Origin of the sequence: Erwinia persicina NBRC 102418 (genome assembly GCF_001571305.1) — a bacterium.
Taxonomy (GTDB): Bacteria; Pseudomonadota; Gammaproteobacteria; order Enterobacterales; family Enterobacteriaceae; genus Erwinia; species Erwinia persicina.
In genome coordinates, this window is sequence record NZ_BCTN01000003.1 from 41,858 (window position 1) to 55,237 (window position 13,380).

Below are 13,380 nucleotides of genomic sequence, written 5' to 3' on the forward strand. Positions count from 1 at the left end.
CCTAAAAGTGACTGACCTGCTGATTAAAATCGCCTGTTTTCGCTTCGTTTTTTGTAAAATAGCGGAAATAAGATGCTTCTTTGAGCGAACGATCAAATTTAAGCACGTTCTCATCAAAAAATTATTCTCATTAGAAAATACTTTGTGTAATACTTGTAACGCTACATGGAGATTAACTTAATCTAGAGGGTATTAATAATGAATCGTACTAAACTGGTACTGGGCGCGGTAATCCTGGCTTCAACTATGCTGGCTGGCTGCTCAAGCAACGCTAAAATCGATCAGCTGTCTACCGACGTGCAGACTCTGAACGCTAAAGTTGACCAGCTGAGCAACGACGTGAACGCAATCCGTTCTGACGTTCAGGCTGCTAAAGATGACGCAGCACGCGCTAACCAGCGTCTGGACAACCAGGCTCACTCTTACCGTAAGTAAGAGTTCTGGTTTTAAAAATGGCGCACATTGTGCGCCATTTTTTTTGCCTTTAATCCACTCAGGGGCTAACCCCCTTCCTGAACGCGCCAGAACCCTCTTCCAGCGACGCCGAACCCTGAAACAGGCTAGGAGGCAGGTTTATTCTCCACCGCCTCTGCGGACTGCTGAAGCACGCTGGCGGGCACTGCCCCATCCTGCACCACCTTTTCCCCTTCGTTAACCAGCACCGGCATTCCCGAGCGCCGTTCAATCGCCGCTTTAATCACCGCATGGTCACTCTTATCACTGCGGATAAACTTCTTCGCAGCAGCAGTCAGCGCAATCGGCAGGGTTTGTGGGTCATCCTTTTCACTGTGGGATAAGGGCTGATGAACTTCCAGATAGCGCTTGCCGTCCGGTTCGACCGCATACTTGATCGGCTGATTGATGATTTGTACGCGGGTGCCTTTGGGCACGCTGTTGAACAGCGCCTCAATATCATCCGGCCGCAGGCGTATGCAGCCCGAGCTGACGCGCATGCCGATACCGAAATCAGCGTTAGTACCGTGGATCAGATAATGCTGCTGACCGTAGGCCAGGCGCAGCGCATACAGTCCCATTGGGTTATCCGGCCCGGCAGGCACCGTTCCCGGCAGGGTTTTCCCCTCTGCGGCATAGCGCTTGCGAATATTGGGTGTGGGCGTCCAGGTGGGATTCGGGATTTTCTGGCTGATGCTGGTGACCATCGCCGGGGTGTTGGCACCAAGCTGACCAATACCGATAGGATAGACAATCACCTTGTTCTCGCCTTTCGGATAGTAATAGAGCCGCAACTCGGCCACGTTGACCACAATCCCTTCGCGCTTAGTATCAGGCAGCAGCATCTGGGTTGGGATGGTCAGTTGCGTGCCTGCCTTCGGTAGCCAGGGATCCGTGCCAGGGTTGGCTTCAAGTAGTCCCAACAGGCCCACCTGATACTTTACCGCCACAGCCTCCAGCGGGTTGCCATCATTAGGGACAACCCAGGTGGTATTTTCGCCAATCAGGCGGCTGTTATCGGGGGGAAGGGGATACTCGGTTGCACTGGCAGCCTGCATTCCGGCAAGAAAAGTAAGAACAGAAATCCCGGCTATGCGGTAAAAAAGTTTCATGCACATTTCTCGGTTTGAGTGAATAACACCCCACCTTAGCGCAGCGGGGTACTTACCGGGAAGTGTAGCAACTCACGCCTGGATGAGAATCAGCGCTTTCTTACGTATAGCACGTATCATCGCTTCCAGACCCTGCGAACGCGAGGGGGTCAGCTGTTGCGTCAGAGAGAGATCGGCAAACCAGGGACGCACGTCGAAATCAACAATCTCCTGCGGCGTCATATTTTGGTAAAGCGCAAAGACGATGGCAATCAGCCCTTTCACCAGCGCGGCATCGCTGTCGCCCTGCAGGGTGATCCGGTTCTCATCATCAGTGCCGACGACAATCCATACCTGGCTCTGACAGCCTGGAATGATGTTTTCCGGCTGCTGTAACGCGCCACCGGCATCGTCCAGGCGTGCGCCAAGCTCAATAATGTACAGATACTTCTCTTCCTGATTAGCGCAACGATTAAAGTTACGTACCAGTTTGTCTTTGTCTGGCAGAGTTGCCATTGCTTCCTCACTATGAATCTGTTTCTGAGACGACATTGCCTGAAATGTGACAAGGGCGAGGCAAGCCTCGCCCTCAGGGCTGTATTGCTTAAAACGCGGTCAGCGTCAGCCCAGCAAACGGTGAATACGGGTGAGGCCAGCCGCCAGGCGATCAACCTCTTCTTCACTATTATACAGAACAAACGAGGCCCGACACATGGCCGGCACCTGATATCGATGCATCAGCGGCATTGCGCAGTGGTGACCGGTACGAATGGCGATGCCATATTGGTCAAGGAAGCTGCCCACATCAAACGCATGGTGCTTACCCAGATTGAACGCAATAACCCCTGCGCGCTGCTGCGGCCCGTAAATCACCATATCCGGTACGGCTGCCAGCTTGTCCAGCGCATAGCGCATCAGCTGCTGCTCACGCTCTGCAATCACATCCAGACCAAGCTCGCTGATCCATTGGATAGCTGCGCCCAGCCCGACAATGGCACCGGTATTGGGTGAGCCAGCCTCAAAGCGCCACGGTGCCGCAGCATAGGTAGTACCTTCTGTAAGGCTGACGGTGGAGATCATCGCGCCGCCGCCTTCCCAGGGTGGCATGTTATCCAGTAACGCCTTGCGGCCGTAAAGGATGCCGATACCGGTGGGCCCGTAAAGCTTGTGCCCGGAGAAGACATAGAAATCACAGTCCAGGTCCTGCACATCAACGGTGTGATGCATGACAGCCTGAGCACCGTCGATCAAGGTGATGACGCCCGCAGCTTTCGCCTGTGCCACCAGCGCCTTAACCGGATTTTCCGTCCCCAGCACGTTGGAAACGTGGGTGACGGCCAGCAGACGGGTCCGGCTGTCGATCAGCGCTGGCAACTGAGCGAGATCCAGCTCACCGTCGTCGGTCAGCGGAATAAAACGCACCTCTGCCCCGGTACGCTGCGCCACCATCTGCCACGGTACGATATTGGCATGATGCTCCATCTCCGTGATGATGATGTTATCGCCCGGCTGCAGCTGACTGCCGCCCCAGCTGTTGGCGACCAGGTTTATCGCCTCAGTGGTGCCTTTGACGAAAACAATCTCTTCAGCGGAGGCGGCATTGATGAAATGGGCAGCCTGAATGCGCACATTTTCCATTTCTGTGGTGGCTTCCGCACTCAGCGTATGGATCCCACGGTGTACGGCCGCATAACCGTGCTCATAGAAACGACTTTCTGCGTCAATGACCGCCTGTGGCTTTTGCGCGCTGGCCGCACTGTCGAGGTAGGCCAGCGGTTGCCCGTTGACCTCACGCGCCAGCAGCGGGAACTCCGCCCGAACGCGGGCCAGGTCAAATGTCATTGCAGGCCTCCTGGGAAACGCTGTGCAATACGCTGCATTACGGCTTCTTTCAGCGTTTCATCGGTAATAGCTTCGGTTAACTCTGCTGCAAACGCATAAATAATCATTCGCTGCGCGGCCGCTTCGTCAATACCGCGTGAGCGCAGATAGAACATCTGCTCTTCATCGATACGACCGATGGTTGCACCGTGACCGCACTTCACGTCATCTGCGTAGATTTCCAGCTGTGGCTTCGTATCCACTTCCGCCAGACGTCCCAGCAACAGGTTGTTATTGCTCATCTGACCATCGGTCTTCAGGGCATATTTCGCGACTTTGATATGACCGTTAAACACCGCACGGGCGCGATCGCGGACAATGGTTTTATGCCGCTGACGACTCTGACAGTAACCTTTGTTGTGCTCAAGATAAGTGCGGCTGTCGCAGACTTCTTTATCCAGCGGAAGCATCAGGCTGTTAATCACCAGATCGCTGCCCTCGCCTTCCAGCACGCTGCTGGTATTGTGGCGGGTCAGACCCGCACCCAGCAGGAAGCTGTGGCTCTGAACACGCACATCCCGACCCAGCGTCAGGTCATTGTGTGAAAAGTGGTAGCTGCTCTGATCTTCAAAACAGAGATTGTAATGGGTCAGCGCGGCGTTATTCCCGACGTCCGCCGTGAAGCGTGCCCCGGTAAAGTGCGTGGCGCCATTCAGGGTGAGGTAATGCTCAATCACCGTGGCTTCCGCCGCTTCATCCAGTTGCAGATGATGACGATAGTGAGAGGTATTCATCTCGCCGGTCGCACTGCCACTGCTGATATGCAGCAGGTACAGTGGGCGCGCGGCGGCTTTGCCACGCGGCAGCTGGATGGTCGTCACTTCTTCCGCCAGACTTTCCGTCAGGTGCAGGAAAACCTCGGGCTGAATAGGGGCACTCAGTTCGCGACGTTCTGCAGCCTGCGTGACCTGAATACTGAACAGATCGTGATCGGTGTCGCTCAGTGAAGACACAAAGCGGCCATCGACGAACACCAGACGTACGGCATCAATGGCCAGTGCAAGATTGTCGATCGCGGCACGGTCAAGAACCGCAGGCTGCGGCAGGACAAACTGCTGACCCAACAGGGTATCCAGCGGCGTGTACTTCCAGTTTTCCTGCTTGCGCGTCGGCAGACCTAAGCGCAGCAGCTGCTGCCAGTGCTGTTGGGCCTGCAGCGAACGGCTGTCACCCCGTGTTTCAAACAGGTGATGCCACTGCTGCAGTGCATTATCACTCTTGGTCGGTAAGCCAGCCATAGCCTTGCTCCTCTAACTGTTTAACCAGTGAGAAATCACCTGATTTCACAATTTTGCCCTGATACAGCACGTGGACAAAGTCCGGCTTGATGTAGTCAAGAATACGCTGGTAGTGCGTGACGATGATGAATGAACGTTTGCCATCGCGCAGATTATTCACGCCGTTGGCCACAATTTTCAGGGCATCAATATCCAGACCCGAATCCGTCTCATCGAGGATACACAGATCCGGCTCCAGGGCGGCCATCTGCAGAATATCATTACGCTTTTTCTCACCGCCGGAGAAACCGACGTTGACGGAGCGGGTCAGCAGATCTTCAGGCATTTTCAGCATCTGGATTTTATCTTCGATAAAGTCCTGGAAATCAAAGCGGTCCAGCGCTTCCTGCTCACGGTATTTACGCACCGCATTCACCGACGTTTGCAGGAAAAACTGGTTGCTGACCCCTGGGATCTCAACCGGATACTGGAAAGCCATAAAGATGCCTTCACCGGCACGATCTTCCGGGGACAGTTCCAGCAGGTCTTTGCCTTTGAACTCAACGCTACCGCCGGTCACTTCATAATCTTCACGCCCTGCCAGTGTGGCAGAAAGGGTACTTTTCCCTGAACCGTTTGGCCCCATGATGGCATGCACTTCTCCGGGCTTGATCTCCAGATTCAATCCACGCAGGATAGCTTTGTCTTCAACGCTTACCTGTAAATCTTTGATGCTTAACATAATGTTTCCTTCGCAGTGCATTCCGGCACCATGTCAATTCTTTGCGTGGGTTAACCCACGCTATGTTCAAGGCTGATGGCCAGCAGTTTCTGCGCTTCCACGGCGAATTCCAGCGGCAGCTCTGAGAAGACATCCTTGCAGAAACCATTAACGATCATGGAAATGGCATCGTCTTCACTGATCCCGCGCTGCAGGCAGTAGAACAGCTGATCTTCACCAATACGCGATGTCGTCGCTTCATGCTCCAGCTGCGCAGTGTTGTTGCGCACTTCCACATACGGGAAAGTATGTGCCCCACATTCAGCGCCAATCAGCATGGAATCACACTGGGTAAAGTTACGGGCGTTGGTGGCAGTTGGCATGATTTTGACCAGACCACGATAGGTGTTCTGGCTGGTGCCGGCAGAGATCCCTTTCGAGATAATGGTCGACTTGGTGTTTTTACCAATGTGGATCATCTTGGTGCCGGTATCTGCCTGCTGACGGCCGCTGGTCAGCGCCACGGAGAAGAACTCACCAATGGAGTTATCACCGCGCAGGATGACGCTGGGGTATTTCCAGGTAATCGCTGAACCGGTTTCAGACTGGGTCCATGACATCTTGCTGTTCTCGCCTTCGCACAGCGCGCGTTTCGTCACGAAGTTGAGAATACCGCCTTCTGAATCACCGCCTGAGAACCAGTTCTGCACCGTAGAGTATTTCACTTCAGCATCTTTGTGGATGATCACTTCCACTACCGCCGCATGAAGCTGGTAGGTGTCACGCACGGGTGCGGAACAGCCTTCGATGTAGCTGACGTAGCTTCCTTCATCGGCGATCAGGATGGTACGCTCGAACTGGCCGGTCTTCGCCGCATTGATGCGGAAGTAGGTCGACAGCTCCATCGGGCAGCGCACGCCTTTTGGGATATAAACGAAGGTGCCGTCCGATGCGACGGCAGAGTTCAGCGCCGCAAAGAAGTTGTCGTTTGCCGGCACAACCGTGCCCAGATACTGTTGCACCAGCTCCGGATGTTCGTGAATAGCCTCGCCGAAGGAGCAGAAGATAATGCCCTCTTTCGCCAGCTTATCGCGGTAAGTGGTGGACACTGACACCGAGTCAAAAATGGCATCAACAGCCACTTCCTGCCCTTCGCGTACCGGTACACCCAGCTGTTTGAAGGCGTCTTCCACTTCCTGGGTCAGATAGTTCGGCGCGTCGGTGCCAGAAGCCTGCGTGGCACCCGGCTCAGAAGCGCAACTGTCATCACAGTTACCGCAGGATGGGGCGGAATAGTAGCTGTAATCCTGATAATCGAGCTTTTTGTAGTTCGCCTTCAGCCAGTGTGGTTCTTCCATTTCAAGCCACGCGGCAAATGCCTTCAGGCGGAAGTCGAGCATCCACTGAGGTTCGTTACGTTTGGCCGAAATGGCGCGCACCACATCTTCGTTGATGCCGTGCTCAAATTCTTCGGTTTGCAGTTGGGTAAAGAAGCCCTCTTTATAGTTCTGAGGGCTGCCTTCCCAAACCTGTACATCATCAGATGTGTCAGTATTACTAGGCATAAAGTTCACTCAACGCCAAAGCTCTCACCACAGCCGCAGGCGTGTTGAGCTTTAGGGTTATTAAATTTGAAAATCTGATTCAGGCCTTCGCGCACGAAATCAACTTCCGTGCCGTCGATGTAGGGCATCGCCTGGAGGGGCACGATTAATACCGCGCCGTTATGGCTGAACACCAAATCATCCGCCGCTGATTCTTTCGCCATATCCATGGTGTAACCAAAGCCGGCACAGCCGGAAGTCTTCACTCCCAGCTTCAGGCCCTTAATCTCCGGGTCACCTGCAGCCAGGCTGATGATTTGTTTTGCTGCGCTGTCAGTGAGCGTCAGCCCTTTCCAGATAAAGTCCTCTGGAGAAAAAGTGGCAGGATTTGCTGATTGCATAATTTACCTCACGATACGATAGCCCTTCGGGCTAGTGTCCCTATGTTAGTGATAACCTGAACCACTTCAACCTCTTGTTTTGCAGGGATAAAGGCTTCAGGTCCATTTTAGAGACGCTTTTCTAAGTTTAGACCCTGTAAAACAGATTGCGCGTTGGCGAAAAGCAGCCCGACATGAAAAGATAAACGGTTGAAAACAAAATGTTTATATTTTGTTATCTGCAACTAAATCATACGTTCTGTAATTTTAGCTTTTTCTCATGCCGCATTTATCGGTATCACCAATTTTTCTGAGAGGTGGCATGTATCGATAAAAATTCCCTCTCAGTGATTGAATATTAACGCAGTTATAATATGATAATGATTATCATTAGCGCGAGTGGAACCCGTCATGAATCTGTCGATGAGTGCATGGCTGCAACATAAAATTGATGAATATAAGTTTTCCGTCCGTGATATCACCGTCGATTTCTATATGGCTCAGGCCAAATTAAACCGGCCTGAATGTTCTATTGAACAACTGCGTAAGTTCAATGACACCTGCCTGGATATGGCCGAGCTCTGCCAGTTAAACGGCGACGATCAGAGTTATCTGCACGCTCTGGGTAAACTTCATCAACGTCTGATTGTTGAGTTGAGCAACACCTCCCGCGAACGGCTGTACCGGATGCAGGCCTGGCAACTGGCGCGCCATTCCCTCAGTCGCTTATGTCATCAACTGGCAATGAACGGCGAATGGGATAAAGCCACCGTGTTGCAAAGCGAATTCGTTAAGCACGCGTCGTGGATTATGTGATCCTGAGGGGATTATACCGCGTGCTACGGATACGAAAAACCCCGTAAAAAACAGGGTTATCGCTCAGATTACCGCAGTAGTGAGACGGGACGTACAGCACAGGCGGTTCTGATCATCGAAAATTTCTATTTGCCACACCTGATGCCGCCGGCCAATGTGCACCGCCCGACAGACCCCACGCACTTCTCCTTCCCGGGCGGCACGCAGATGATTAGCATTAATTTCCAGCCCGACCACCTGCTGTTCGCCTGCGGTACAGAGGTAGCCTGCCATCGAGCCCAGAGTTTCTGCCAGTACCACCGAGGCGCCGCCGTGCAGCAGGCCAAACGGCTGCTTCGTGCGCCGGTCAACCGGCATCACCGCCTCAATCCTGTCTTCCGCCAGTACGGTAAAACATATGCCGATATGCTCAACCAGGGTTTCTTTACTGCCCTGATTAAGCTGTTCAAGCGTTGCCTGACGTTGCCAGATAGACATCAGATGATCTCCAGTAGTGCCTGCAGAGGATGGCGTATCCCGCTCCCTTCAACACGCTTCACCTGACTTCGGCAGGAATAGCCTGTCGACAGACAGCGCTGACGGGGCAGTTTTTGTAATGCCTGCTGCCAGGACAGAGCATAAATTCCCAGCGAATTATCAAGATTTTTGGCTTCGTGCCCGTAGGTTCCGGCCATGCCGCAGCACCCCACGCTGATGTTTTCAAGTGTTGCACCGAAGCGGGCAAAGATAGTTTCCCACTGTTTGACCGACCCGGGCAGTGCGGTCACTTCCGTACAGTGACCAAACAGATACCAGGCCTCCCCTTCTGCCGGCGACGGCGTTCGGACGGACACAACCGTCTGCAACCACTCATGAACCAGCTGAACATGGAAATCACCACGTTTTTCGCCCAGCACCTGCTGGTATTCATCGCGATAGCACAACACCAGCGCCGGATCGACGCCCACCAGCGGAATACCCAGTCTGGCCACGCGGTTGAGGAATTCTGAGGTCTTCCGCGCCGTGCGGGCAAACTGCTGCAGGAAGCCCTTAATATGCTGTGCTTTTCCGTTGGGTGAGAACGGCAGTACCACCGCCGTATAGCCCAGCTTTTCAATCAGCCGGACAAAGTCTGCAATCAGCTGGGCTTCGTAGTAACTGGTAAAGGGATCCTGCACCACCAGCACGCACTGCGCGCGCTGTTCCGCACTCATCAGTTCCAGATCGTCCAGCGTGGTGCCCAGCGCACGGTGCCCCGCCAGCTGCTGCTTCAGCGTCGGAGACGATAGCAGCGGCAGGTCAACCATACCGATATGCCGCTGACTGAGCGATTTCACCCACGGCTGACGCAGGAAGAAGTTAAAGGTTTTCGGCGCCTTCGCCATCAGCGGTGCATAACTTTCTACTGTTGCGACAAGGTAATCGCTGGCGGGTCGCAAATAACGGGTGTGGTACAACTGCAGGAAGCGTGAGCGGAAGCCCGGAACATCAATTTTAATCGGGCACTGTGTCGAACAGGCTTTACACGCCAGACAGCCCGACATCGCCTCTTTGACCTCATGTGAAAAATCATACTGGCCGCGTTTTGCCTGCCAGCTGTTGCGGGTTCGCTGGATCATCCCACGCAGGCTGATCCCTTTCGACGGCAGTTGCTGCTCCAGCACCTGCGGATCGACGCCCTGCTCTGCCAGCAGGCGCAACCATTCACGCGTGAGCGTGGCACGTCCTTTTGGCGAGTGCATCCGGTTACTGGTGATTTTCATCGACGGACACATGGGGCTTTTCACGTCAAAGTTAAAGCACAAACCATTGCCGTTACACTCCATCGCCCCCCGCCAGTCGGTGCGAACGTTAACCGGGATCTGGCGATCCCAGGTTCCGCGTTTGTCTGCATCGACTTTCAGCATCGGGTCTTCAACCCCAAGGGGCGCACAGATTTTGCCAGGATTAAGCCGGTTAGCCGGGTCGAAAGCAGCCTTAATACGGCGAAGTTCGCCGTAAAGCGCATCGCCGAAGAACGACGGGCTGTATTCAGCACGGAAACCTTTACCATGCTCCCCCCACAGCAGGCCACCGTAGCGTGCCGTCAGTGCCACCACCTCATCGGAGATCTGCTTCATCAGCCTCTCCTGCTGCGGGTCACACATGTCCAGCGCCGGACGCACGTGCAGCACGCCGGCGTCGACGTGGCCGAACATGCCGTAGCTCAGGTTATGTCCGTCGAGTAGTGCGCGGAATTCCACAATATAGTCAGCGAGGTTCTGCGGCGGTACACAGGTGTCTTCAACAAAGGGAATCGGCTTGGCACGCCCTTTGGCGTTACCCAGCAGGCCCACCGCTTTTTTACGCATGCCATAGATACGTTCAATTCCGGCGACATCGTTACAAAGCTGGTAACCGATGACCCCACCCTCCTGCTGCACCATCAGGGCGTCCAGACGCTGGCACAGCGCATCCACCTGACTGTCGATCAGCGTTTTATCGTTCCCAGCAAACTCAACCATATTCAGGCCGAGCATCTCTTTATCAGGGATATCTGTGATCAGCTCGCTGACGGAATGCCAGACGATATCTTCCCGCGCCAGGTTCAACACCTTTGAGTCCACAGTTTCGACCGACAGGGCATTGGCTGCCACCATGAAGGGGGCATTGCGCAGCGCTGAATCAAAGGAGTCATATTTGATATTCACCAGCCGCCGTACTTTCGGTATCGGGGTGATATCCAGCGTGGCTTCAGCGATAAACGCCAGCGTCCCTTCGGCACCGCACAAAATGCGCGTCAGATCGACCTGCTGCAGATCATCGCTCAGGACATGGCGCAGATCGTAGCCGGTGAGGAAACGGTTAAGTTTGGGAAATTTTTCGATAATCAGGTCGCGCTGCAGACGGCAACGGTCCAGCACGACGCGATAAATCTGACCCTCTTTACCCGGCTGCTCTGCCCGTTTTTCTGCTTCACTGACCGGTATCGCGCAGGTATCCAGCACCTCCCCACCCAGCAGGACCGCTTTCAGCCCCAGCACATGATCAGAGGTCTTACCATAGACCAGCGACCCCTGACCGGATGCATCGGTGTTGATCATCCCCCCCAGGGTGGCACGGTTACTGGTAGACAGTTCGGGCGAGAAAAAATAGCCGAAAGGCTTGAGGTAAGCATTGAGCTGATCTTTGATCACGCCAGCTTCAACCCTCACCCAGCCCTCTTCAACATTAATCTCCAGAATCCGCTTCATATGGCGTGACATATCCACCACAATGCCCTGGTTCAGAGACTGGCCATTGGTGCCGGTGCCGCCGCCGCGCGGTGCGAAAACCAGCGAGGCGAAGCGGGTCTCCGCGGCCAGGCGCGCAATCAGCGCCACGTCAGCAGTGGAGCGGGGAAAAATGACCGCGTCCGGCAGCAGCTGATAGATGCTGTTGTCGGTGGACATGATCAGACGGTCAGCATAGCTTGTCGCCGTATCGCCAGTAAAACCATCCTGTTTTAAGGCATCCAAAAAACTCAGCACCAGCGGAACGAGACCCGGCGCCTGGGAAATCTGTGGGATCATTATCGGGTGACCAAAATGTTAGGTGAATCGTTTGCGTTGCTTATACTGCGCAGTTATCCGTTTTATCACATTTTTTTATGACCTGCCGTTATTTCAAAAAACGAAGCAAAAGAATAACCTGTTGTCTCTGTCACCAAAGCGTTTCATGCGTCATGATGAAAACGTCAGGGTCAGCCGAATCAAAGCGTCTGCGCTGCTTTTAAGCGTGAAATCGTATTTTACCTGAGGTCATTATTAGTCGATGAAGAACCCGCAAACTGGTTGGGATCTACCGCAAATCGTGTTTTTACTGCTGTTTATCAGCCTGACGATCGTGGCGTGTTTCTGGGTTGTACAACCCTTTATTCTGGGATTTGCCTGGGCCAGCATGGTGGTGATCGCCACCTGGCCCCTGATGATTAAAATTCAGGGCTGGCTCTGGGGCCGCCGCGGACTGGCGGTACTGGTGATGACCCTGCTGCTGATTCTGGTGTTTATTATCCCTGTCGCCCTGCTGGTCAACAGCCTGATAGAGAACAGTGCTCCGCTTTTTGCCTGGCTCAGTTCCGGTCACGTACAGATGCCGGAGTTACACTGGCTGAGAAGCACCCCGCTGGTAGGCAGAAAACTCTATTCGGCTTACCACAACCTGGTGGCGGGAGGGGGCTCGGCGCTGATTGCACAGATACAGCCTTATATAGGCCGCACAACCGGATTCTTCTTCGCCCAGGCCGGTCATTTTGGCCGTTTTATGATGCATATCGGCCTGATGTTGCTGTTCAGTGTGCTGCTGTACTGGCGCGGTGAACAGGTCGGTCACGGCATCCGCCACTTCGCTTTTCGTCTGGCGTCACGTCGGGGTGACGCTGCCGTGTTACTGGCGGGACAGGCGATTCGTGCTGTCGCTCTCGGAGTGGTGGTCACGGCGTTGGTTCAGGGTGTCCTGGGGGGGATTGGTCTCGCCATCTCCGGTATTCCTTATGCCGCCATCCTGACGGTACTGATGATTCTTTCCTGCCTGGTTCAGTTAGGCCCCTTGATTGTCCTGGTTCCGGCCATTATCTGGTTGTACTGGAGTGGCGACACCACCTGGGGCACCGTACTGCTGGTCTGGAGCTGCGTCGTTGGCACGCTAGACAACGTGTTGCGGCCGATGCTGATCCGTATGGGGGCAGACCTGCCGCTGATCCTGATCCTCTCTGGTGTCATCGGGGGTTTAATCGCTTTTGGCATGATTGGATTGTTTATCGGGCCGGTGGTACTGGCTGTGTCTTACCGTCTGGTTTCCGTCTGGGTGCATGAAGCGCCCGCCCCCGATGAGGATCCCCTGGCAGTCGTGGAAGAACTGGCGGAAATTGAAGCCGAATCGTACCATTCTAAGCCATAGTTTCCTGTCGTTTGCAGCCGGTTTTCCGGCTGCAAACATTAATATCTGGAATATTTCTTTTTCTGAACATCGGATTCCTATTAGTAGAATTTATCACTAAACCGCTGTTTTTAGCCTTTCAAGGCTACACTTCGCTTCATTGCTGATGTTTTGTTCGCCTTCCGTCGTTAAAAATCCCCTTCTGCGTGAAAAAGTATTATGAGTTTTAAACTAATGAGATGATTCTTAAAGACGTCAGGAACGCGGTTGCATAGTATGGCTATCAAGTTTGAAACCAGACCAACGGTTTCTGAACAAAGTATTCCCCTGAGTAAAGAATTGCTGTGTGTAGTCTTTGCCCATCCCCTGTGATGGGCTTTTTTTTGCCTGAAATTTGTCAAA

General features: G+C 53.8%; 12 protein-coding genes and 1 other RNA gene. 4 read left to right on the forward strand and 9 right to left on the reverse strand.

Annotated features, from left to right (window positions below; genetic code table 11):
- Positions 1 to 198: 198 nt before the first annotated feature.
- Positions 199 to 435, forward strand: coding sequence for a major outer membrane lipoprotein (locus tag EPE01S_RS04830; RefSeq protein ID WP_034895178.1), 237 nt, complete (start codon positions 199 to 201; stop codon positions 433 to 435).
- Positions 436 to 560: 125 nt separating this feature from the next.
- Here the strand turns inward: EPE01S_RS04830 and EPE01S_RS04835 are convergent, their stop codons facing one another.
- From EPE01S_RS04835 to sufA, 7 genes are all read right to left on the reverse strand, one after another.
- Positions 561 to 1,565, reverse strand: coding sequence for a L,D-transpeptidase family protein (locus EPE01S_RS04835; RefSeq protein ID WP_062743473.1), 1,005 nt, complete (start codon positions 1,563 to 1,565; stop codon positions 561 to 563).
- 72 nt (positions 1,566 to 1,637) lie between these two features.
- A complete protein-coding gene (gene sufE, locus EPE01S_RS04840) occupies positions 1,638 to 2,060 on the reverse strand; it encodes a cysteine desulfuration protein SufE (RefSeq protein WP_062743474.1) in 423 nt (140 codons plus the stop codon).
- A gap of 105 nt (positions 2,061 to 2,165) precedes the next feature.
- Entirely contained in the window at positions 2,166 to 3,386 is a 1,221-nt protein-coding gene (gene sufS / locus EPE01S_RS04845; protein WP_062743475.1) for a cysteine desulfurase SufS, read from the reverse strand.
- Positions 3,383 to 4,663: a Fe-S cluster assembly protein SufD gene (sufD, locus tag EPE01S_RS04850; RefSeq protein WP_062743476.1), complete on the reverse strand. Its 1,281-nt coding sequence runs from the start codon at positions 4,661 to 4,663 to the stop codon at positions 3,383 to 3,385. Before sufD ends, sufS begins: the two co-directional genes overlap by 4 nt.
- Complete coding sequence (sufC, locus tag EPE01S_RS04855; protein ID WP_062743477.1) at positions 4,638 to 5,384, reverse strand: Fe-S cluster assembly ATPase SufC; 747 nt, start codon at positions 5,382 to 5,384, stop codon at positions 4,638 to 4,640. Before sufC ends, sufD begins: the two co-directional genes overlap by 26 nt.
- Positions 5,385 to 5,434: 50 nt before the next feature.
- Positions 5,435 to 6,928 carry a Fe-S cluster assembly protein SufB gene (gene sufB, locus EPE01S_RS04860; protein ID WP_062743478.1) on the reverse strand — a complete coding sequence of 498 codons (1,494 nt, stop codon included), beginning with the start codon at positions 6,926 to 6,928 and terminating at the stop codon, positions 5,435 to 5,437.
- 5 nt (positions 6,929 to 6,933) lie between these two features.
- Positions 6,934 to 7,308 (reverse strand): Fe-S cluster assembly scaffold SufA, encoded by a 375-nt coding sequence (sufA, locus tag EPE01S_RS04865; RefSeq protein WP_062743479.1) that lies wholly within the window; start codon positions 7,306 to 7,308, stop codon positions 6,934 to 6,936.
- A 390-nt stretch (positions 7,309 to 7,698) separates the two neighbouring features.
- On the opposite strand from sufA, the gene EPE01S_RS04870 reads away from it, so the two are divergent.
- On the forward strand, positions 7,699 to 8,103 hold the full coding sequence (locus tag EPE01S_RS04870; RefSeq protein ID WP_062743480.1) for a hypothetical protein: 405 nt from the start codon (positions 7,699 to 7,701) through the stop codon (positions 8,101 to 8,103).
- Positions 8,104 to 8,166: 63 nt separating this feature from the next.
- On the opposite strand, the gene EPE01S_RS04875 is transcribed toward EPE01S_RS04870, so the two are convergent.
- Complete coding sequence (locus EPE01S_RS04875; RefSeq protein ID WP_062743481.1) at positions 8,167 to 8,580, reverse strand: hotdog fold thioesterase; 414 nt, start codon at positions 8,578 to 8,580, stop codon at positions 8,167 to 8,169.
- On the reverse strand, positions 8,580 to 11,633 hold the full coding sequence (gene ydiJ / locus EPE01S_RS04880) for a D-2-hydroxyglutarate dehydrogenase YdiJ (RefSeq protein ID WP_062743482.1): 3,054 nt from the start codon (positions 11,631 to 11,633) through the stop codon (positions 8,580 to 8,582). Before ydiJ ends, EPE01S_RS04875 begins: the two co-directional genes overlap by 1 nt.
- 241 nt (positions 11,634 to 11,874) lie before the next feature.
- Between ydiJ and ydiK the strand changes: the two genes are divergently transcribed.
- On the forward strand, positions 11,875 to 12,999 hold the full coding sequence (ydiK, locus tag EPE01S_RS04885; protein WP_062743483.1) for an AI-2E family transporter YdiK: 1,125 nt from the start codon (positions 11,875 to 11,877) through the stop codon (positions 12,997 to 12,999).
- A 264-nt stretch (positions 13,000 to 13,263) separates the two neighbouring features.
- Positions 13,264 to 13,365, forward strand: an RNA gene (gene rprA, locus EPE01S_RS04890) — antisense sRNA RprA.
- Positions 13,366 to 13,380: the final 15 nt, after the last annotated feature.